At 74.4% G+C, this 20700-nt stretch carries 17 protein-coding genes; 14 read left to right on the top strand and 3 right to left on the bottom strand.

All coding sequences use genetic code 11. From position 1 onward, the window contains the following. Positions 1 to 116 precede the first annotated feature (116 nt). The gene (locus AB0O82_RS31920) at positions 117 to 1118 is read right to left on the bottom strand and encodes an ATP-binding protein (protein ID WP_363587429.1); all 1002 of its coding nucleotides are present in this window, start codon (positions 1116 to 1118) and stop codon (positions 117 to 119) included. Between the two features lie 220 nt (positions 1119 to 1338). Between AB0O82_RS31920 and AB0O82_RS31915 the strand changes: the two genes are divergently transcribed. Beyond that, positions 1339 to 2229 (top strand): oxidoreductase, encoded by an 891-nt coding sequence (locus AB0O82_RS31915; RefSeq protein WP_363587427.1) that lies wholly within the window; start codon positions 1339 to 1341, stop codon positions 2227 to 2229. A 423-nt stretch (positions 2230 to 2652) separates the two neighbouring features. Here the strand turns inward: AB0O82_RS31915 and AB0O82_RS31910 are convergent, their stop codons facing one another. Continuing rightward, positions 2653 to 3552 (bottom strand): HAD-IB family hydrolase, encoded by a 900-nt coding sequence (locus AB0O82_RS31910; RefSeq protein ID WP_363587425.1) that lies wholly within the window; start codon positions 3550 to 3552, stop codon positions 2653 to 2655. 727 nt (positions 3553 to 4279) lie between these two features. Between AB0O82_RS31910 and ssd the strand changes: the two genes are divergently transcribed. The 7 genes from ssd to AB0O82_RS31875 all read left to right on the top strand — a co-directional run bounded on the left by ssd (position 4280) and on the right by AB0O82_RS31875 (position 10230). Continuing rightward, complete coding sequence (gene ssd / locus AB0O82_RS31905) at positions 4280 to 5404, top strand: septum site-determining protein Ssd (RefSeq protein ID WP_363587423.1); 1125 nt, start codon at positions 4280 to 4282, stop codon at positions 5402 to 5404. Continuing rightward, positions 5404 to 6753, top strand: a complete 1350-nt coding sequence (locus tag AB0O82_RS31900; RefSeq protein ID WP_363587421.1) for a TadA family conjugal transfer-associated ATPase — start codon at positions 5404 to 5406, stop codon at positions 6751 to 6753. The genes ssd and AB0O82_RS31900 overlap by 1 nt, the downstream gene beginning before the upstream one ends. A gap of 378 nt (positions 6754 to 7131) precedes the next feature. After that, positions 7132 to 7914 carry a type II secretion system F family protein gene (locus AB0O82_RS31895; protein ID WP_363587419.1) on the top strand — a complete coding sequence of 261 codons (783 nt, stop codon included), beginning with the start codon at positions 7132 to 7134 and terminating at the stop codon, positions 7912 to 7914. A gap of 17 nt (positions 7915 to 7931) precedes the next feature. Then, positions 7932 to 8696, top strand: coding sequence for a type II secretion system F family protein (locus tag AB0O82_RS31890; RefSeq protein WP_363587417.1), 765 nt, complete (start codon positions 7932 to 7934; stop codon positions 8694 to 8696). A gap of 139 nt (positions 8697 to 8835) precedes the next feature. Further along, entirely contained in the window at positions 8836 to 9108 is a 273-nt protein-coding gene (locus tag AB0O82_RS31885) for a DUF4244 domain-containing protein (protein ID WP_350882009.1), read from the top strand. A 205-nt stretch (positions 9109 to 9313) separates the two neighbouring features. Beyond that, positions 9314 to 9742 (top strand): TadE family type IV pilus minor pilin, encoded by a 429-nt coding sequence (locus tag AB0O82_RS31880; protein ID WP_363587433.1) that lies wholly within the window; start codon positions 9314 to 9316, stop codon positions 9740 to 9742. Further along, the gene (locus AB0O82_RS31875) at positions 9730 to 10230 is read left to right on the top strand and encodes an Rv3654c family TadE-like protein (RefSeq protein ID WP_363587415.1); all 501 of its coding nucleotides are present in this window, start codon (positions 9730 to 9732) and stop codon (positions 10228 to 10230) included. The genes AB0O82_RS31880 and AB0O82_RS31875 overlap by 13 nt, the downstream gene beginning before the upstream one ends. A 57-nt stretch (positions 10231 to 10287) precedes the next feature. On the opposite strand, the gene AB0O82_RS31870 is transcribed toward AB0O82_RS31875, so the two are convergent. Beyond that, entirely contained in the window at positions 10288 to 12720 is a 2433-nt protein-coding gene (locus tag AB0O82_RS31870) for a DEAD/DEAH box helicase (protein ID WP_363587413.1), read from the bottom strand. A gap of 221 nt (positions 12721 to 12941) precedes the next feature. On the opposite strand from AB0O82_RS31870, the gene bldG reads away from it, so the two are divergent. The 6 genes from bldG to topA all read left to right on the top strand — a co-directional run bounded on the left by bldG (position 12942) and on the right by topA (position 20666). After that, positions 12942 to 13283 carry an anti-sigma factor antagonist BldG gene (gene bldG, locus AB0O82_RS31865; RefSeq protein ID WP_049659132.1) on the top strand — a complete coding sequence of 114 codons (342 nt, stop codon included), beginning with the start codon at positions 12942 to 12944 and terminating at the stop codon, positions 13281 to 13283. A gap of 166 nt (positions 13284 to 13449) precedes the next feature. After that, on the top strand, positions 13450 to 13869 hold the full coding sequence (locus tag AB0O82_RS31860) for an ATP-binding protein (RefSeq protein WP_363587411.1): 420 nt from the start codon (positions 13450 to 13452) through the stop codon (positions 13867 to 13869). Positions 13870 to 14287: 418 nt separating this feature from the next. Further along, the gene (locus tag AB0O82_RS31855; RefSeq protein WP_363587409.1) at positions 14288 to 15034 is read left to right on the top strand and encodes a hypothetical protein; all 747 of its coding nucleotides are present in this window, start codon (positions 14288 to 14290) and stop codon (positions 15032 to 15034) included. Between the two features lie 132 nt (positions 15035 to 15166). Continuing rightward, the gene (locus AB0O82_RS31850; RefSeq protein WP_363587408.1) at positions 15167 to 16699 is read left to right on the top strand and encodes a methyltransferase; all 1533 of its coding nucleotides are present in this window, start codon (positions 15167 to 15169) and stop codon (positions 16697 to 16699) included. A gap of 250 nt (positions 16700 to 16949) precedes the next feature. Beyond that, a complete protein-coding gene (locus AB0O82_RS31845) occupies positions 16950 to 17408 on the top strand; it encodes a DUF3592 domain-containing protein (RefSeq protein WP_363587406.1) in 459 nt (152 codons plus the stop codon). A 390-nt stretch (positions 17409 to 17798) separates the two neighbouring features. Then, positions 17799 to 20666 (top strand): type I DNA topoisomerase, encoded by a 2868-nt coding sequence (gene topA, locus AB0O82_RS31840; protein WP_363587404.1) that lies wholly within the window; start codon positions 17799 to 17801, stop codon positions 20664 to 20666. Positions 20667 to 20700 lie beyond the last annotated feature (34 nt).

Here is a 20700-nt window from a genome sequence, read left to right as displayed (position 1 = left end):
GGGCGCGGGGGGGGGCGGGGCGGGGGGGGGGGGCGGGGGGGGGGGGGGGGGGCGCGGGGGGGGGGCCCCCCCCGGGGGGGGGGGGGCGCCCCCCGGCCCGTTCGGGCGGAGCGGCGTCAGGCGCGCGCACCCGCCGGGGCGGGCCGCTCGCCGCCGACCCCGCCCAGCACGAAGGCCTCGTCCACCTGGGTCGCGAGGTCGACGCCGACCTTGGCGTTGGCCCAACTCTCCGCGTTGCGCACGTGGAAGAGCACGGCCTGCTCGGTGTAGCGGCGTACGTCCCGCTGCCCGTACGCGGACTCGGCCTCGGCCCGCAGCTCCTCCAGGACGGCCCGGTTGGTCGGCTCCAGCGACTTCAGCGGCGGCTCGGCGCCCTGCTCCAGACGGCGCACCCAGTCCGAGTGCCCGAAGGTGGTGAGCAGGTCGTCGCCGACCTCCCGGCGCAGGAACGCCAGGTCGTCCGGGCCCTGCACCTTGTTGCCGATCACCCGCAGCCGGACGCCGAAGTCGCGGGCGTAGTCCTTGTACTGGCGGTAGACGGAGACGCCCTTGCGGGTCGGTTCGGCCACCAGGAAGGTCAGGTCGAAGCGGGTGAACAGGCCGGAGGCGAAGGAGTCCGAGCCCGCCGTCATGTCGGTGACCAGGTACTCGTCGGGGCCGTCCAACAGGTGGTTGAGCAGCAGTTCCACCGCGCCGACCTTGGAGTGGTAGCAGGCCACCCCGAGGTCCTCCTCGGTGAAGGCGCCGGTCGCCAGCAGTCGGACCGATCCCTCGTCCAGGGCGATCGGGCGGGCGCAGGCGGCGTAGACCGGGTTCTCCTCGACGATCCGCAGCAGGCGCGAACCCCGGCCGGGCGGCGTGGTCTTGATCATCTCGTCGGCCGAGCGGATCAGCGGGTTGCTGCCGCGCAGGTACTCCTTGATCTCCGGCAGGTGCGCGCCGAGCGAGGGCAGCTCCGCGGCCTGGGCATCCGTCAGACCCAGGGCCGGGCCCAGGTGCTGGTTGATGTCGGCGTCGACGGCGATGACCGGCCGGCCCGCGGCGGCCAGATGGCGGATGAACAGTGCGGACAGCGTGGTCTTCCCGCTGCCGCCCTTGCCGACGAAGGCGATCTTCATCTGGGACTCCGGCTCTCGCTCTGGGCCCGCGCTCGGGGGGCCACCTGCTCAGGGGCCGCACATGCCGAGGCGCCCTAAGTGGAAATAGTTATCGTCTCCGATAGTGGCCATGCTAGCCGGGGTTTGGGCCTCCTCGGCGGAGGGAAGTGAGGATTGCCTCTAATGGGTGATCCGGGGTTGCTGTTCCGGGAGGGGGCGGCTGTTCATTACTCTCGGGTAGGTGAGCACTGGAACAGATCCCCTCGCCCCGCTGGCCCAGCTCCCCGGGGTGCCCGACGCCGTGGCCGAGGTCCGCAAGGCCGTCGACCGGCTCTACGGCCACCGGGTGATGCGCCGCCGCGCGGCCGAGGTCACCTCCGAGTCCGCGCTGCGCGGCGCCCGCGCGTCGGCGGCGCTGGCCGGGGCCGACTGGCCGCTGGAGGAGGTCCGGCGCCGCAGCGACTTCAGCGCGGACCCCGAGGCTCGGACGGTCGGCGCGGCCCTGCGGATCGCCGCCGAGGCCGGCCAGCTGCTCAGCATCTGGCGGCACTCGCCGCTCCAGGTGCTGGCCCGGCTGCACCTGCTCGCCGTCGGCGACGGCGAGCCGTCCGCCGGGCGGCCCCGCCGCGCGGGCGAAGGCGTCGAGGACCTGTTCCCGCTGGGGCTCGAGCCGGTGGAGAGCGTCGAGGTCGTCCAGGTGGACGAACCGCTGCCCGCGCTGCCGCCCGCCCCGGGTGCCGAGGAGGTCGCGGCCCGGCTCGACCAGCTCTCCCGACTGCTGGTGGCGCGCGCCGAGGGCCAGGGCGTGGGGACGCCGGCCCTGGTGGTCGCCTCCGTGGTGCACGGCGAACTGCTCGCGCTGCGGCCGTTCGGCGCGTACAACGGCGTGATCGCGCGGGCCGCCCAGCGGATCGTGCTGCTCGCCGAGGGGCTCGACCCGAAGTCGATCTGCCCGGCCGAGGTCGGGCTGGCGGAACTCGGCACCGACGCCTACCGGCGGGCCCTGGCCGGCTATCTGGCGGGCGCGCCCGAGGGGATGGCGGCCTGGATCGCGCACTGCGGGCGGGCGCTGCGACTCGGGGTGCGGGAGAGTACGGCGGTCTGCGAGGCGATGCAGCGCGGGATGGTCTGAGCGGGCGGGGGCCGCGGGGGCGGCGCGGGCGGGGACCGCGGGCGCTTCTGGCGCTTCCGGCACGAAGATGCGGCGGCACCCGATCCTGCCTGGTGCCGCCGCTGGTGCAGATACCGGGTGACCATGCATGCACCGGAAGTGCTGATCAGACGGGGATCCTGCCCGTTCGTCTGGTCCAGCGGCCCGACAGCGGGTCGGCTGCATGTGGGTGCTCGGATACCTGAACACGCGGTCCGTGGGGCCTTAACTGCGTTGTCGGTTTGACCTCTTCGGGTCCTGACCGGGTCTCGCGGGCCGTGCTTCATTTGTATCGCGTTTCGGGCGAAAGGGGAACCCGAAAAGAGAACTCTGTGCTGATTGTCTGATTTGCCCTGCGCTGCGGGGCCTGCGGTTGCCCGCGTTGCGGGGCCCGAGGCGGGCGGTTCAGGCCTCCGGGCGGCGCCGGTGGGCCAGGTACCAGATGACCCCGGCGGTCACGGCCGCCGTCCCGATCGCCACGGCCGTCAGCACCGAGCCGCTCGGCGCGGAGAACTCCGGGAGCCGCCGCCGCAGTTCCACCGGCCGGTCGAAGACCAGCACCGGCCACTCCCGGGCCTGCGCCTCCTTCCGCAGCGCGCGGTCGGGGTTGACCGCCGACGGGTGGCCGACGGCCTCCAGTAGTGGCAGGTCGGTGGAGGAGTCGCTGTAGGCGTAGGACGCGGCCAGGTCGTAGCCCTCGGACTCGGCCAACTCCCGGATGGCGGCAGCCTTGTTCTCGGCGTAGGCGTAGTACTCGATCTCGCCGGTGTAGCAGCCGTCCTCGACCTTGAGCCGGGTGGCGATCACGTGGTCCGCGCCGAGCAGCGCGCCGATCGGCTCGACCACCTCGGAGCCCGAACTGCTGACGATCACCACGTCCCGACCGGCCGCGTGGTGCTGCTCGATCAGTGAGGCGGCCTCGTCGTAGATGATCGGGTCGATCAGGTTGTGCAGCGTCTCCGCGACGATCTCGCGGACCTGCTGGACGTTCCAGCCCCGGGTGAGCGAGGAGAGGTACTCGCGCATCTTCTCCATCTGGTCGTGGTCCGCGCCGCCGACCAGGAAGACGAACTGGGCGTACGCGCTGCGCAGTACGGCCCGACGGTTGATCAGACCGCCCTGGTAGAACGGGCGGCTGAAGGCCAGCGCGCTCGACTTGGCGATGATGGTCTTGTCCAGGTCGAAGAAGGCCGCCGTGCGCGGCCCGCCCGGCCCGGGGCGAACGGGTGAGCGGGTCTGCGCGGGCCCGGTGGCCTCGCCCGGGGACTCGTCGGCGTGGTCGTCGGCGTTCTCGGTGGTGTCCACGGGAACCGAGGATAGAGGGAGCCGCAAAACAGGCCGCCATTCGGTGTACTCGTGGGCGTGCGGGTTTGTGTTTCTGGCCGCTCGGGTACACCATGGAAGTCACGGATCGTTCGCGACCGTGCTAACCCGGTCCGGCTCCTCCCCCCCGAGTCGGGCCGTGGATAGACGACCCCCGCTCTCCCCCCCGGCGGGGGTCGTCGCACGTCCGGGGCCATTTTTGGGCCCTGAAGGCCCCTCGCGGCGAGCGCCGCGGCCGCCCTGCCGACGGTGTACGGGGGGTGTCGACACCCTGGTCCACTGACCACCTTTCGTCACTCTGCGTCGCTGTTTGCTCATGGCTGCCCGTGGCTCTTCGGCTGGTTCCGATCGGTGGGCAGAGCTGCTGCGGCGGGGTGCCCGAGGGGGCGGCCGGGAGGGTCCGTCCGGTGGCCGGCGAGGGTGCGACGGGCTTCCGGTTCACATCCGTGATCCCCGATCGTCAATTCTTTGACGATAAATCCCTCGCCCGGGTGAACGTTTTCCTCCACAGCCCACGAGTTATCCACAGGTATTCGCATCGTGGATGACGGAATCCCGATCTCCCCCCACCGTGATGGTCGGCGGCGGTCGCCGGGCGGATCTCACCTCCCTCTCTCCCACGAGGTCTGCCGGGCGGCCGTTCGCCGGAACCGTCCGACGTGCGCCCCGGACCGCCCCTGGCGGCCGGGGGCGCAGAGGGGAGCCCACCATGTCGACGCCGATCGCCGACCACGCCACCACCGAAGGGCCCGGGGCCAGCGGCCCGCTCGTCGTCACCGAGGACGAGGGCCTGGCCGAGCACCTGCTGCGGCTCTGCGCGGCCGCCGGCACCGAACCGAGGCTGATCCGGGGCGCACCACCGCCGCGCGAGCTCTGGGAGGGCGCCTCACTGGTGCTCATCGGGGACGACCAGGCCGCCCGGTGCGCCGGGCTCGGCCGGCGCGGCGGGGTGCTGCTGCTCGGGCTGGACCTCGACGACGCCGGGGTGTGGGTCAGAGCCGTCCAACTCGGCGCCGAACACGTGCTGTTCCTCCCCGACGCCGAGGCCTGGCTGCTCGACCGGATCGCCGACGCGGCCGAGGGCGCCGGCTCCCCGGCGCTCACCGTCGCCGTGCTCGGCGGCCGGGGCGGGGCCGGAGCCTCGACCCTGGCCTGCGCCCTCGCGGTCACGGCCGCGCGGGCGGGGCGGCGGACGATGCTCATCGACGGAGATCCGCTGGGCGGCGGCCTCGACATCCTGCTCGGCGGCGAGGCGGCCCGCGGGCTGCGCTGGCCCGATCTGGCCGGCTCGCGCGGGCGGGTCAGCGGGGTCGAACTGGCCAGGGCGCTACCGGTGCTCAAACGGCTCTCCGCGCTCTCCTGCCTGTCCTGGGATCGCGGCGACACCCTGACCGTGCCGCCGGAGGCCATGCGCAGCGTGCTGGCCGCCTCCCGGCGGCGCGGTGGGCTGGTCGTCGTCGACGTGCCGCGCCATCTCGACGCGGCCGCCGGGCAAGCTCTGGAGCAGTCCGACCTGGCGCTGCTGGTGGTGCCGGCCGAACTGCGCGCGGTGGCCGCCGCCGACCGGGTCGCGGCGGCCACCCGGATGCGGCTCGGGGACGTCCGGGCGGTGGTGCGGTCGCCGCGCACCTTCGGACTCCCGGCCCACCGGATCGCCCGCGGGCTGCGACTGGAGCTCGCGGGGGAGTTGGAGCCGGAACCCGGCCTGGCGGAGGACGTCGAGAAGGGCGTCCCGCCCGGAATCCGGGACGGCGGCCCGCTCGCGCGCTTCTGCGAGACCTTCCTGGACGAGGTGCTGCCGCCGGTGCCGGCGGTCGGAGGAGGTGTGTACTGATGGTCCGTCTGCGTAGAACAGGCCCCACCGTGCGGGCGGGGGGCGGTCCGAAGAGCCGGGGCGAGGGTGCGCGGGAGCACCGGTCGCTCAGGAGCGTGCCGCCGCCCGGCGGGTCACCCGAAGCGCCGCGCCACCCCTGCCCGTACGGGCGCACCGCCCGGGAGGAGCGGACGGCGGAGCTGGTGGACGCGGTCCGGCTGCGGCTGGCCGAGTCGGGTGCCGCCCCGACGGCGGGGTCGGTCGCGGCGGTGCTGCGGGCCACCCGGCCGCCGCTCGGCGGGGACGAAGTCCTGGACACCGTGCGCTCGCTGCGTGCCGAACTGGTGGGTGCGGGCCCGCTGGAGCGGCTGCTGGCGGCGCCCGACGTCACGGACGTCCTGGTGAACGGTCCGGACGAGGTGTGGGTCGACCGTGGCGGCGGCCTGCACCGGGCCGCCGGAATCCGGTTCGCCGACGCCGAGGCGGTACGGCGGCTGGCCCACCGGCTGGCCACCGCGGCCGGGCGGCGGCTGGACGACGCGCGGCCCTGGGTGGACGCCCGGCTGCCGGACGGCACCCGCCTGCACGCCGTGCTGCCGCCGATCGCGGCCGGCTGCACGCACATCTCGCTGCGGGTCTGCCGGCCCCAGCCGTTCACGCTCGACGAACTGGTGGCGGGCGGGGCGCTGCCGCCGGAGGGCGCCGGCCTGCTGGCCGGCATCCTGCGGGCCAGGCTGTCGCTGCTGGTGTCCGGCGGGACGGGCACGGGCAAGACCACGCTGCTCGCGGCCCTGCTCGGCCTGGTCGGGCCGGAGGAGCGGATCGTCATCGCGGAGGACTCCGCCGAACTGCGGCCGGCCCATCCGCACGTGGTCCGGTTGCAGAGCAGACCGCCCAACCAGGAGGGGCTGGGTGAGCTCACGCTGCGGGACCTCGTCCGGCAGGCGCTACGGATGCGTCCGGACCGGCTGGTGATCGGAGAGGTCCGCGGGGCCGAGGTGTCGGACCTGCTGGCCGCGCTGAACACCGGGCACGAAGGCGGCTGCGGCACGGTGCACGCCAACACGGCGGCGGACGTGCCGGTCCGGCTGGAGGCGTTGGGCTCGCTCGCCGGGCTCGACCGGCCCGCGCTGCACAGCCAACTCCGGGCCGCGCTCGACCTGGTGGTGCACCTGGTCAGGGAGCCGGGCTCGGGGCGCCGCCGGGTGGCGGAGATCCACACGCTGGCCGCCGGCCGTGACGGGCTGGCCGTCACCACCCCGGCGGTGGAGTTCCCGGTGGTGGGCGGTCTGGTCCCCGGGGCGGGCTGGGAGCGACTGGTCGGGCTGCTGGCGGTGCGCGGGGTGTCGCTCGCGGCGGGGCCGACGTGACGGCGGCGGTGGCCGGGTTGGCGGGTGCGGGGGCGCGGGCGGTGGAACTCGCGTTCGTCCTGCTGCTGGGCGGGTGTGCGGCGGGCGCCCTGACGCTGCTCGGGGCGTGGAACAGGAAAGACCGACGACCGGGAGGTTCCTGACGTGATGGGTGATCAGAGTTCTTTCTGCTGGGTATTGGTGCTGTGCCTGGTGGCCCTCGCTGCGTGGCGTGCGGTGCAGGAGCAGCTGCCGGGTGGGCGGCGGTACAGGCTGGTGCTGGCCGGCAGCGGGCCCCCGCCCGTTCCGGTGCCGGGCCCGCCGGCGGTGACCGCGGGGCGCGCTCGGCCGCGACCGTCCGACTGGCGGGCGACCGAACTGTTGCTCCTGCCCGCGGGGTTGGCCGTCGGGCAAGCGACCTCCTCGCCGCTGCCGGTGCTCGCCGCCGGGCTGGCCGTACTGCCGCTGCGGCGGTGGCGGCTGCGGCGGCGCGTGACGGTGGAGGCCGGGCGGCGGGCGGCCTCCGTGGTGGAGCTCTGCGCAGGGCTGGCAGGGGAGTTGCGCAGCGGGGCGACGCCGGAGCAGGCGTTGCACCTGGTCACGGCCCGCCTCGCGGCCGACCCGGACGGGCTGCGCAGGCTCGGCGAGGAGCCGGTGGCGCGGCTCGCGGCGGGCCGGTACGGCGGGGACGTGCCCGCCGCGCTGCACCTGCTCGCCGAACTGCCGGGCGGGAGCGGCGCGTCGGCGATCGCGGCCTGCTGGCGGGTCGCGTCCGACAGCGGGTCGGGGCTGGCCGTCGCGCTGGACCGGGTGGCGGAGGCGCTGCGCGGCGAGCGGGCGCTGGCGGAGGAGATCGCCGGGGAGCTGGCGGGCCCGCGGACCACGATCGCCGTCCTGGCCGCTCTGCCGGCCGCCGGGCTGCTGCTGGGGGCGGCGCTCGGGGCCCGGCCGGTGGGCGTCCTGCTGCACACGCCGGCCGGGCTGGGGTGCCTCGCTGCGGGGGCGGCACTGGAGGGGCTGGGCGTGCTCTGGACAGCGCGCATCGTCCGGGCGGCGGCCCAGGGCGCCTTGGAGGCGCCCCGGCGGGCTGCCGGGGTGCGGGGCACTGGTGGCGGCGGGAGCTGCGGGCTCTCACGGGTACGGGCGCGGGTGCGGACACGGGCGGAGGTGGTGTCGGGGTGAATCGGGGAGTCGGGTGGGTGGTCGTCGGGGCTCCGGTGGTGGTGGCCGGCGTGGTGCTGGTGTGCGGGTGGGCGCGACAGCGGCGGGCGCTCGGCCGGGTGTTGGCGCGGGTGTCGCCGGGGGTGGGGGTGGGGGCGTCGGCTTCTGGTGGTGGTGGCGGCGGTGGCGGGCGGTGGCGGCCCGTGGCCCTGGCGGTGGGCTCCGGGGCCGGCGCGGCGGTGCTGCTCGGCGGCGCCGTCGGGGTGGTCGTCGGGGCGCTGCTTGCGGCGGGTGTGCACCGGTGGTCGGCCCGGGTGCGGTCCCCGACGGAGCGGCGGGCGGTCCTGGAGGAGGAACTGCTGACCAGGCAACTCCCGCTGAGTGCGGAGCTGTTGGCGGCCTGCCTCGGTTCGGCGGCCTCACCCTCGGCAGCGGTGTCGGCGGTCGGCCGGAGCGTGGGGGCACCGATGGGGCCCCGGCTGGTCGCGATCGGTGCCGAACTGGCCCTGGGCGCACCGCCGGAACTGTGCTGGAGCCGTCTGGGCGAGCAGCACCCGTCGCTGGCCCCGCTGGCGCGCTGCCTGGTCCGGACGAGCCTCGGCGGGGCTCCGGCGGCCGGGCCCTTGATCGGGCTCGCGCAGGGGCGGCGGACGGCGGCAGCCCGGGCGGCCCACGCCCGGGTCCGCCGGGCGGGGGTGCTCGCCACCGCTCCGCTCGGACTCTGCTTCCTCCCGGCCTTCGTCCTGATCGGCGTGGTGCCGGTCGTCATCGGCCTCACCACCCGCTTCGCCCAGGGCGGTTGAACGAGGGCCGCGCCAAGCGGATCGGCGGCGGATCCGTGGGCAGCGGCGTCGGCGGCAGCCGCGTAGACGGCACCGGGGGCATCGGTACGGCGGGGGCATCGGTATTTCGTATTTCGTATTTCGGAGACAGGAGAGATTCATGACCGCAGTGATCGCAACGAGGCCCGGCAGCGGGCTCGCGCTCCGGCACGCGCCCGGGGTATGGCGGCGCAGGAGCCGCTGGGCGGCCCGCCGGATGCGCGGGATGGCCCGGAGCCGGGGCCGGTCGGACGCCGGGATGACCACGGCGGAATATGCCGTCGGCACCTTGGCCGCGTGTGCCCTCGCGGCCGGGCTGTACAAGGTGGTGACCAGCGCGACCATCATGGGGGCGCTGACCGATTCACTGGAACGGGCGCTTCATGCGACCTAGCGACCGTCCACGAACTCCCGCCTGCGCGGCGGCGTTGGGGAGCGGGTCTCGTCGCGTTGCCGTAGGCCGCCCGGCGGCCCCCGGCCTTCGGCCGGGAGGTGCCCCCACCGCGTCCTGCCCCTCCGCCGCCGTTCGGTGCACGCACCCCGACGCCGCCGCGCACCGCCTCCGGGCGGATGGCGTGAGGCCGAGGGCTCACCCCGGCCTGGCGGCGGCACGTGGTGGTGGGCGGGCGTGGTCGCTGCGGCCGGGCCGGCGCGGCGATGCGGGCTTCGTCACGGCGGAGACCGCGGTGGCCCTGCCAGCGCTCGTCCTGCTCGCGGCGATGCTGATCTGGGGCGTGCTGGCGGCGGCCGCGCAGATCCGCTGTGTGGACGCGGCCCGGGTCGGGGCCAGGGCGGCCGCACGCGGGGAGGCGGACGCCGCCGAACTCGCCCGCGCGGCCGCGCCGCCGGGGGCTCAGGTACGGGTGGTGATGGCGGCGGAGGTGGTGCGGGTGGAGGTGGACGCGCCGTGCGGGGCGCCGGGCAGGCTCGGCGGGCTGCTCGCGGTACGGCTGGGCGCGACCGCGGTGGCGGCGCGGGAGGACACCCTCGTGGGGGTCACGGGAGGTGGTGGTTCATGGCCGGCCTGACCGGGGTGCGGTCAAGGGCGCGGCGGTGGGCGAGAACGCGTACCGCCCGGGTGGCCGCCGTCGGCGGGCGCGGGCCGGACGCCGGTTCGGCGACGGTCTGGCTGCTCGCCCTGGCGATGCTCGGCACGGCGGTCTTCGCCGGGACGATCGCGGTCGGAGCGGTGGTCGCCGCGCGGCACCGGGCCGAGTCGGCCGCCGACCTGGCGGCGCTCGCGGCTGCGGACCGGCTGCTGCTGGACCCGGACGGCGGGTGCGGGCGGGCCGAGGGGATCGCCGCCGCGCAGGGCGCCGGCCTGGTGTCCTGCACGGTGGACCGGACGGGGGACGCCGTCGAGGTGGTGGCCGAGGTGACGGTCAGTGGGCTGCCGGCGCGTCTGCCGGTCGGTCCGGCGCGGGCGAGGGCGCGGGCCGGGCCGGTGCGGGCCGCGGTCACCGCCGCCGAGGACGGCCTCGGCGGGCCGACCGGCGGGTCGGCGGCGGGCTCATGAGCCGGTCGGCGGCCCAGCGTCCGCGCTCGGCTCGGGCTTCGCCCCGGAGTTCGTCTCCTAGTCCTTCTCGGAGTCCGTCCCGTGGTCCGCTTCGGAGCTCGCTGAGGGGCCTGCTGAGGGGTCCGCCGTCCCGGAGCCTGCCGTCCCGGAGCCTGCCGTCCCGGAGCCTGCCGTCCTGGGGGCGCCGGCCAGCAGGACGTCCAGCAGTTGGACGGCCGCGGCCTTGTCCAGCGGTTCGTTCCCGTTGCCGCACTTGGGTGACTGGACGCAGGACGGGCAGCCGCGCTCGCACTCGCAGGAGGCGATCGCCTCGCGCGTGGCCGTCAGCCACTCGACGGCCCGCTGGAAGCCGCGTTCGGCGAAGCCGGCCCCGCCCGGGTGGCCGTCGTAGACGAACACGGTGGGCAGTTCGGTGTCGGGGTGCAGCGGGACGGAGACGCCGCCGATGTCCCAGCGGTCGCAGGTGGCGAACAGCGGCAGCAGGCCGATCGAGGCGTGTTCGGCGGCGTGGGCGGCGCCGGGCAGCTGGTCGAGCGGAAGGTCCGCGTCCAGCAGCTGGTCCTCGGTGACGGACCACCAGACCGCGCGGGTGCGCAGCGTGCGGGGCGGTAGGTCGAGCTTGCTCTCGCCCATGATCTCCCCGGTGGAGATCCGCTTCCGGAGGTAGCCGACCACCTGGTTGACCACCTCCACCGAACCGAAGCTGAGCCGGCCCTCGCCCCAGGCAACGGTGGTGTCGGTGTCGAGCACGGAGATGGAGGTGATGTCGCGGGCGGCCGTGGTGTACGGCGGGTCGGCCGGCTCGACCAGGGCGACCGAGTTCTCCAGGTCGAGTTCCCGGACCAGGAAGGTGCGGCCCTGGTGCAGGTGGACGGCCCCGGTGTGGACGGTGGTGTGGGCGGCCGCGGCGTCCACCGTGCCGAGCAGTCGGCCGGTGTCGGCCTCGACGATCTGCACCGGGCTGCCGCCGCTGCCGCGCAGGTCGACGGCGTCGGCCGCGCGTTCGCGGCGGGTCCAGTACCAGGAGCCGTCGCTGCGCCGGCGCAGCAGGCCGCGCCGTTCCAGGACGAGCAGCAGCGGTGCGGTGGAGGGGCCGAACAGCTCCAGGTCGGCGTCGGTGAGCGGGAGTTCGGCGGCTGCCGCGCACAGGTGCGGCGCGAGCACGTGGGGGTTGTCCGGGTCGAGCACGGTGGCTTCGACGGGCGCCGCGAACAGCGCCTCCGGGTGGTGCACCAGGTAGGTGTCCAGCGGGTCGTCCCGGGCGATCAGGATGGCCAGCGCGCCCTGGGCCTCGCGGCCCGCCCGCCCGGCCTGCTGCCAGAGCGAGGCCCGGGTGCCGGGGTAGCCGGCCATCAGGACGGCGTCGAGGCCGGAGACGTCGACGCCGAGTTCGAGGGCGGAGGTGGAGGCGAGTCCGAGCAGTCGGCCGGTGTGCAGCGCGCGTTCCAAGGCCCGGCGTTCGTCGGCGAGGTATCCGCCGCGGTAGGCGGCCACCCGGTTGGCGAGCGGTCGGCCGAGCTGGTCCTGGGTCTGGAGGGCGACGAGTTCGGCGGCCCGGCGGGAGCGGACGAAGACGACGGTGCGGGTCTGGCGCTCGACCAGGTCGGTCAGCAGGTGCGCGGCCTCGGCGGTGGCCGTGCGGCGGACGGGCGCGCCGTGTTCGCCGACGTTCTCGGTCAGCGGCGGCTCCCAGAGGCCGAAGACCATCGGCCCGCGCGGCGAGGCGTCCTCGGTGACCGCCCGGGCGGGCAGGCCGGTCAGACGCTCGGCGGTGGCGGCCGGGTCGGCGGTGGTGGCGGAGGCGAGCAGGAAGGTGGGTGACGAACCGTATCGGGCGCAGACGCGGCGCAGCCGCCGGAGCACCTGGGCGACGTGCGAGCCGAACACGCCCCGGTAGCTGTGGCACTCGTCGACGACCACGTAGCGCAGCACCTTGAGGAAGGAGGCCCAGCGGGCGTGGGCGGGCAGGATGCCGCGGTGCAGCATGTCCGGGTTGGTGAGCACGTACGAGGCGTACTGGCGGACCCACTCGCGTTCCTCGGGCGGGGTGTCGCCGTCGTAGAGGGCGGGTCGGACCCGGGGCGGGGCTAGTTCGGCGGCCCGGCGGCGCTGGTCGGCGGCGAGCGCCTTGGTCGGGGCGAGGTAGAGCGCGGTGGCGCCGCGGCCGTTGCGGGCCTCGGTGCCCTCCAGCAGGTCGCTGAGGACCGGGGCCAGGTAGCCGAGCGACTTGCCCGAGGCGGTCCCTGTGGCGATCACCACAGTCTGACCGCTTTTGGCCAGTTTCATCGCTTCTGCCTGGTGCGCCCAGGGCTGCTCCACGCCGACGGCGAGCGCGGCGGCCACGATCTCGGGCCGGATCGACTCGGGCCACGGCGCATAACGTGCAGGTCGGGCGGGAAGGTGCTCCGTATGGGTGAGCCGGTCGGACCGCCCCCGGCTGGTGGACAGGGTCGTGAGCAGTGCCTCGGGCAGGCTGTGTCGGGGCGGCATGAGGACCCAGTGTGTCACCGGCGTGACGGAGAATCGTCGTAAGCCATCGTGCGGGCATGGTCGCAGGTGGTTGAATGTGGCCGTGACGGCCGGATGGCCGTGGGTCGCAGCGCCGAGGCTTGCCACGTGTGGCTGGGCGCGCCCGGGCTCGCGACCATGCGGTGGCGGCCGGCCGGCCGAGGATCGCACATGACGTAGCAAGGCAAGGTGCTGGAGGTTCCGTGGACCTGTCCCTGTCGACCCGTTCAGTCGGCGATCGTACGGTCGTCGAGGTTGGCGGCGAGATCGATGTGTACACCGCCCCGAAGCTGCGGGAGCAGCTGGTCGAGCTCGTCAACGACGGCAAGTACCACCTCGTCGTCGACATGGAAGGCGTTGACTTCCTCGACTCGACCGGCCTCGGTGTGCTGGTGGGCGGTCTGAAGCGGGTGCGTGCCCACGAGGGCTCGCTGCGCCTGGTCTGCAACCAGGAGCGCATCCTGAAGATTTTCCGCATCACCGGCCTGACCAAGGTCTTCCCGATCCACACCTCGGTGGACGACGCGGTCAACGCGACCGACTGACGCGGCCGGGCCGGCCCGTGCCCGTGGAGGCCGGCCCGTTCGTCCCACGCGTCCGGGGTGCCGGGGCCTGCGGGCCCCGGTGCTTCCCCGGCCGCCCCGGGGCCGGTTCCGCCGGCCCGCAGGGGCCGCATCGTCGGCCCCGGTCGGAGCACCCCGAAGGGGAGAGATGGCAACCGTCGAACTTCGATTCAGCGCGCTTCCGGAGCACGTGCGAACGGCCCGGCTGGTCGCCGCGGCCGTCGCGAGACGGGCCGGGGTCGACGAGTCGGTGCTCGACGAGGTACGGCTCGCGGTCGGTGAGGCCTGCTCCCGCGCGGTCGGCCTGCACCAGCGCGGCGGCATCGGCGGCACGGTCCGGGTCGCGTTGACCGACCAGGAGAAGCGTTTCCTCATCGAGGTCGAGGACGAGGCCGGCCCCGCCGCCGTCCCGACCCCCGGCGCCGCCGAGGAGGCGGACCCGGACGAGGACACCCTCGGCCTCGCGGTGATCACCGGCCTGGTCGAGGACCTGGAGGTCACCAACGGCACGGACGGCGGCCTGATCCGGATGAGCTGGCCGGTCTCGGTCGAGTCCGTGGTGGTCTGAGGGCCCCGACCTTCGGGGTGCCTCGTGCGCCCCGGGTGGTCCGGGTGTCGGTCCAGTCCTCCGGGACGCGTTGACACGTTGTTGAACCTGGCGGTTCGTTGCTTCCGGCACGACCGGGTCCGATCGGTGATCGGACCTGTCGTGACAAGGAAGGCGCTCCGGGCCAAGCTGCCGATCAGCTCCTCGGTGAGCACCTGGGGCGAAGAGGTCTGCTTCGGCACGCCGGTCAGCGTGCCGCGCGCCGTCCGGCCCGGCCCGGCCCGGCTATCCGAACCGCCCGATCCGCGTCGAGCGCGCCTGAGCGGGGCCGGGCACCCGGTGGGGACAACCCGAGGTCCGGGAACCGGGCGCCAGTCGGCGGACATCGGCCGTGTAGGTTCGACGACCGAAGACGACCGAAACCGAAAGGCCTCTCCCGGTGAACAAGCGACTGCTGGCCGTACCCGTCCTCGGCGCGCTGCTCGCGTTCGGTGCCGTCGGCTGCGGCGACGACAACGGCAAGCAGCTGGAGTCCTGGGCGTCGAACGTCTGCGGCTCGGCCAAGGACCCGATCGTCCAGGCGCAGGCCGCGCTCGCCGACACCGCCCAGGTGAAGACCGGCGAGACCCCGACCGAGCTGCAGAAGCGGCTCTCGACGGACATCGGGCGGCTGGCCAAGACCAACCAGGACATCGCGGCGGCCATCACCGCGGCCGGGGTGCCCAAGGTGAAGGACGGCGCGAACCTGCAGAAGGACGCCGTCGCCGAGTTGACCAAGGCGGCCGACGGCTATCAGGACATCCAGAAGAAGCTGGACGCCGTGACCAACACCGACCAGTCGAAGTTCGCGGACGGCCTGCGCAGCATCTCGGACCAGATCCAGCAGCTGGCCTCGCTGTCCACGCAGGCGCAGGGCAAGCTGCAGCGCGGCGACCTCGGTGCGGCCATGGCCAAGCAGGACGGTTGCAAGCCCGCCGCCGCGGCCCCGGGCGGCGCGTCCGCCACCCCGAGCGCCGGGGCGCCCGGCGGGACGCCCGCGCCCGGCGCGACGGACGGCGCGAGCCCGTCGACCGCCCCCTCCGCGAGCCCGTCGACCGCCCCCTCCGCGGGCACCGACACCACCCCGGCGAGCCCGCCCGCCGCCCCGCCGACCACCCCGACCACCCCCGTGCCCAGCACGAGCTGAGCCCGGGGCCCGTCGGGCCGGACCCTCCGACGCCGGTCCGGAGGGTGCCCGCCCCCGACCCCGCCCCCGACCCACCCTCGACCCGCCCCGGACCCGGCGGCCGCCCGGTCCGGGGCGGGGGACAATGGCGGGGTGATCAGTAGCCCCGTTCTCGACCAGACCCGCCTCGCCAAGTTGCGTGAGGCGCTGCTCGCCGCCTCGTTCACCGCCGATGGCTGCCTCGACCTGCTCGGGCCCACCGGCTATGCGGCGTTGGCCCGTAGCGAGGCCGTGCCGGCGCTGCGGGCGACCAGGGGCGGCAGCCCGCTGGAGACGCTGGTCCGGCTGTTCCTGCTCCAGCAGCCGGTGCCGTACCGGGCGGCCGCGGCCGCGCTGCCGGTCGAGGACTGCCTGGCCGACGGCTGGCTGCGCTCCGACGGTGAACTGGTAAGGGCGACGGTGGACGTCCGGCCGTACGCCAACGAAGTGGCCGGGATGGACAGTTCGGACGCCTGGGTGGTGTCCGACCTGGGCTGCGCGGTGGGTGGCGCGGGCGGCATCGAATCCGGCGAGACCGCGCACGGGGTGGCCCGCAAGGACCTGGTGCTCGGGGTCGGCGGCGCGTCGACGACGCTGGCCAACATCACCGTGCGCCGTCCGGTCCGGTCCGCGCTGGACCTCGGTTCGGGTTCCGGCGTGCAGGCGCTGCACGCGGCCCGGCACGCCGGGCAGGTGACCGCCACCGACCTGAACCCTCGCGCGCTGCGCTTCTCCGAGCTGACCCTCGCACTGTCCGGTTTCGAGCGGCGGGAGGCGCTCGCCGGCAGCCTCTTCGAGCCGGTCGGGGAGCGCCGGTTCGACCTGATCGTCTCCAACCCGCCGTTCGTGATCTCGCCGGCCGGCCGGTTCACCTACCGCGACGGCGGCATGGCCGGCGACGACCTGTGCCGCAGCCTGGTCCGCTCGGCCGCCGACCACCTGGAGCCGGGCGGCTACTGCCAGTTGCTCGCCAACTGGCAGCACGTCAAGGGCGAGGACTGGCACGAGCGGCTGGCCGGCTGGGTGGCGGGCACCGGGCTGGACGCCTGGATCGTCCAGCGGGAGGTCCAGGACGTCGCCCAGTACGCCGAGTTGTGGCTGCGGGACGGCGGCGATCACCGCGGTCCGGGCGGCGACTACCAGGCCCGGTACGGCGAGTGGCTGGACGCCTTCGAGGCGGGCCGGGTCGAGGGCATCGGCATGGGCTGGATCACCCTGCGGGCGAGCGGCGCGGAGCGTCCGACCGTCCGGGTGGAGGAGTGGCCGCACCCGGTGGAGCAGCCGCTGGGCCCGCACATCGAGGAGTGGTTCGACCGGCAGGACTTCCTGCGTTCGCACGACGACGCGGGCCTGCTCGCGACCCGTTACGTGCTGGCCGACGAGGTGGTCCAGGAGCAGGTCGGCGAGCCGGGCGCGGAGGACCCGGAGCACGTGATCCTGCGTCACAACCGGGGCATGCGGCGGGCCACCAAGGTGGACACGGTGGGTGCCGGTTTCGTCGGGGTCTGTGACGGTTCGCTGTCGGCGGGCGAGATCGTGGACGCCATCGCGCAGTTGCTCGGCGAGGACCGGGTGGTCCTGCGGGACCGGGTGCCCGAGTCGCTGCGGCTGCTGACCGAGCAGGGGTTCATCCGCCCGGCGGGCTGACCCGGCGCACCTGGCCCGGCGCACCTGGCCCGGCGCACCTGGCCCGGCGCACCTGGCCCGGCGCACCTGGCCCGGCGCCCTCGGGGTGGCGCCCCGGCGCGGTGCCCCTGGCGGGGGCGGTCGGCGCCGGTTCACCTTCCCGTGCCCCCCGGTTCGTCCGGCGGTCTCCGGTCGGCCGCCGCGCGTTGGCCCCCTGCTGCGAGTCTCTGTCCACAGGCTGTGGACAGAGCTGGGGAGCCGGGGGCCAGGAGTGGACACGACGACGGCGACGGTGGGCGGGGTGGTGCTCGCCCTCTTCGGTGGCGTGCTGCTGCTCTGGTGCGCCGCCGAGGTGCGCCTGCGCCACCGGGTCCGCCGTTCGGGGGCGTCGGCGGTGGCCACGGTCGTGGCCGAGGACGAGGCGCACGGCCAGCTCGACAGCGCCCCGCTGCTCTCCTTCTCCGTCCTGCCCCCGGTCGAAGGAGCCGGGGCGGGCCGGATCGCCGAACTGGTGCTCACCCGTCCGCGCGGACACACCCCGCTGCGCCGTCCGGACCGCTTCACTCCGGGCGCCCCGGTGCGGATCTGCTACGACCCGCGCCGCCCGAGCCGGGTGGTGCTGGCGGCCGGGGAGGTCCGCCGGGCCGCCGTCGCCGACCTGCTGTGGAGCGTGCTCGGCATGGGCTGTCTGGCGGCGGGCGCCGGGCTGCTCGCGGTGGTCAACGGCTGAATCCGGGGCGTACGCCCGACCCCGGTCAGGCTTGCCGGGAACCGGTGGCCGGCGCTCTGCGAAGGCCCCGCCGCGGCCCTCCGCGGGGCCGTCGATATTCCGTTGACAGATTTTGAAATCCGTCATTCCATCCTCCGGAACCCGCCGAAGCCCCCCTCCACGGGGCGCGAACCTCCGTCATCGGGTTACCGTTCGAGTGGCGTCGGTGAGCCCGGCAAAGTGAAAACGCGGGATCCTTCCGTTTGACAAGGGTGGCCGGGGTACGGTCACACTCCGCTGGTGGGGTCGTCGTACAGCGGCAGCCCCGGGACGGTGGAGGGGTCGGGCGGAGCGCAGCCCGTGCTGCCGGCGCCGACCAGCCCACATAAGGACCGGGAGAGAAGAGCGAAGGTGTCCCCGAGCAGCGAGACCGCGCACGGACAGCGACTCGTCATTGTCGAGTCGCCGGCCAAGGCGAAGACGATCAAGGGCTACCTGGGCCCCGGCTACATCGTCGAGGCGAGCGTCGGGCACATCCGCGACCTCCCCAGCACCGCGGCGGAGGTCCCGGACAAGTACACCGGCGAGGTGCGCCGCCTCGGGGTGGACGTCGACCACGACTTCGCCCCCATCTACGTGGTCAACGCGGACAAGAAGTCCCAGGTCAGCAAGTTGAAGTCGCTGCTTGCGGAGTCCGACGAGCTCTTCCTCGCGACCGATGAGGACCGCGAGGGCGAGGCCATCGCGTGGCACCTCCAGCAGGTGCTCAAGCCCAAGGTGCCGGTGCACCGGATGGTCTTCCACGAGATCACCAAGACGGCGATCCAGGAGGCGGTGGCCAACCCGCGCGAGCTCAACCAGCGCCTGGTCGACGCCCAGGAGACCCGCCGCATCCTCGACCGCCTCTACGGCTTCGAGGTCTCGCCGGTGCTGTGGAAGAAGGTCATGCCGAAGCTGTCGGCGGGCCGGGTGCAGTCCGTCGCGACCCGGCTGGTGGTCGAGCGCGAGCGCGAGCGGATCGCCTTCCGCACCGCCTCGTACTGGGACCTGGTCGGCACCTTCGGCACCGGCCGCACCCCGGCCGACGCGGCCAACCCGGAGACCCTCGGCGCCCGGCTCTCCTCGGTGGACGGCAAGCGGATCGCCACCGGCCGCGACTTCGGCTCGGACGGCCGGCTGAAGGCCGGCAGCGCCAACACGCTGCACCTGGACGAGCAGGCCGCCCGGCAGCTGGCCGCCGCCCTGGAGCAGACCGCGTTCAGCGTCCGCAGCGTCGAGTCCAAGCCCTACCGCCGCTCGCCGTACGCGCCGTTCCGCACCACCACGCTCCAGCAGGAGGCCAGCCGCAAGCTGGGCTTCGGCGCCAAGCGGACCATGCAGGTGGCCCAGAAGCTGTACGAGAACGGCTTCATCACCTATATGCGTACCGACTCCACCACGCTGTCGGAGACCGCGATCTCCGCCGCCCGCGCGCAGGTCACCCAGCTGTACGGCGCCGACTACCTGCCGGACGCCCCGCGCACCTACGCCAGCAAGGTCAAGAACGCGCAGGAGGCGCACGAGGCCGTCCGCCCCTCCGGCGACCGCTTCCGTACCCCCGCCGAGACCGGCCTGACCGGCGACGACTTCCGGCTCTACGAGCTGATCTGGATGCGCACCGTCGCCTCCCAGATGAAGGACGCGGTCGGCCAGTCGGTGACCGTCAAGGTCGGCGGCGCGTCCGCGGACGGCCGTGACGTCGAGTTCTCCGCCTCCGGCAAGATCATCACCTTCCACGGCTTCCTCAAGGCCTACGTCGAGGGCGCGGACGACCCGAACGCCGAGCTGGACGACCGCGAGCGCCGGCTGCCGCAGGTCGTCGAGGGCGACCCGCTGGCCGCCGAGCAGCTCACCCCCGAGGGCCACGCCACCAAGCCGCCGGCCCGCTACACCGAGGCCTCGCTGGTCAAGGAGCTGGAGGACCGGGAGATCGGTCGCCCCTCCACCTACGCGTCGATCATCGACACGATCATCCAGCGCCGGTACGTGTTCAAGAAGGGGACGGCGCTCGTCCCGTCCTTCCTCTCCTTCGCCGTGGTCAACCTCCTGGAGAAGCACTTCGGCCGGCTGGTCGACTACGACTTCACCGCCAAGATGGAGGACGACCTCGACCGGATCGCGGCCGGCGAGGCCAAGTCCGTGCCGTGGCTGAAGCGCTTCTACTTCGGCGAGGGCGACGGCCACGCGACCGGCGGCGCCGCCGAGGCCGGCAACGGCGACGGCGACCACCTGGGCGGCCTGAAGGAACTGGTCACCGACCTCGGCGCGATCGACGCCCGGGAGATCAGCTCGTTCCGGATCGGCGACGGCATCACCCTGCGGGTCGGCCGCTACGGCCCGTACGTCGAGCGCGCCTCCGACGTCGAGGGCGAGCCCGGCCAGCGCGCCGACATCCCCGACGACCTGCCGCCGGACGAGCTCACCGTCGAGCTGGCCGAGGAACTGCTGGCCAAGCCCAGCGGCGACTTCGAGCTCGGCCCGGACCCGGTCAGCGGCAACATGCTGGTCGCCAAGGACGGCCGCTACGGGCCCTACGTGACCGAGATCCTGCCCGAGGGCACGCCCAAGACCGGCAAGAACGCGGTCAAGCCGCGCACCGCCTCGCTGCTGAAGACGATGTCGCTGGACGCCGTCACCCTGGAGGACGCGCTGCGGCTGCTCTCGCTGCCGCGTGTGGTCGGCGCCGACGCCGAGGGCGTGGAGATCACCGCGCAGAACGGCCGCTACGGTCCGTACCTCAAGCGCGGCACCGACTCCCGCTCGCTCACCAGTGAGGAGCAGATGTTCACGGTCACCCTGGAGGAGGCCCTGGCCATCTACGCCCAGCCCAAGCAGCGCGGCCGGGCCGCCGCCGCCCCGCCGCTCAAGGAGCTGGGCACCGACCCGGTCAGCGAGCGCCCCGTCGTGGTCAAGGACGGCCGCTTCGGACCGTACGTGACCGACGGCGAGACCAACGCCACGCTCCGCAAGGACGACGAGGTCGAGACCATCACGCCGGAGCGCGGCTACGAGCTGCTCGCCGAGAAGCGGGCGCGCGGGCCGGTGAAGAAGACGGCGAAGAAGGCCCCGGCCAAGAAGGCGACCGCCAAGAAGGCGACGGCGACCAAGACCGCGGCCACCAAGACCGCGACCGCGAAGAAGACCGCCGCCAAGAAGACCGCGACGAAGGCGACCACGGCGAAGAAGACGGCGGCCAAGAAGACCGCCGTCGGGAAGGCCGCGGCCACCGACGAGGGCTGATCTCCTCCGGATCCTCCGACAGGGGCGCCGTCGG

The organism is Kitasatospora sp. NPDC088264 (assembly GCF_040685715.1).
Lineage (GTDB): Bacteria > Actinomycetota > Actinomycetes > Streptomycetales > Streptomycetaceae > Kitasatospora.
This window is presented reverse-complemented; position numbering and strand designations above follow the sequence as displayed.

Bases quoted from the DNA above. Each gene is read 5' to 3' on its own strand.
- AB0O82_RS31860 (WP_363587411.1), top strand. From the start codon at position 13,450: ATGGCAACCGTCGAACTTCGATTCAGCGCGCTTCCGGAGCACGTGCGA.
- AB0O82_RS31885 (WP_350882009.1), top strand. From the start codon at position 8,836: ATGACCGCAGTGATCGCAACGAGGCCCGGCAGCGGGCTCGCGCTCCGG.
- AB0O82_RS31900 (WP_363587421.1), top strand. From the start codon at position 5,404: ATGGTCCGTCTGCGTAGAACAGGCCCCACCGTGCGGGCGGGGGGCGGT.
- ssd (WP_363587423.1), top strand. From the start codon at position 4,280: ATGTCGACGCCGATCGCCGACCACGCCACCACCGAAGGGCCCGGGGCC.
- AB0O82_RS31920 (WP_363587429.1), bottom strand. From the start codon at position 1,118: ATGAAGATCGCCTTCGTCGGCAAGGGCGGCAGCGGGAAGACCACGCTG.
- AB0O82_RS31870 (WP_363587413.1), bottom strand. From the start codon at position 12,720: ATGCCGCCCCGACACAGCCTGCCCGAGGCACTGCTCACGACCCTGTCC.
- AB0O82_RS31875 (WP_363587415.1), top strand. From the start codon at position 9,730: ATGGCCGGCCTGACCGGGGTGCGGTCAAGGGCGCGGCGGTGGGCGAGA.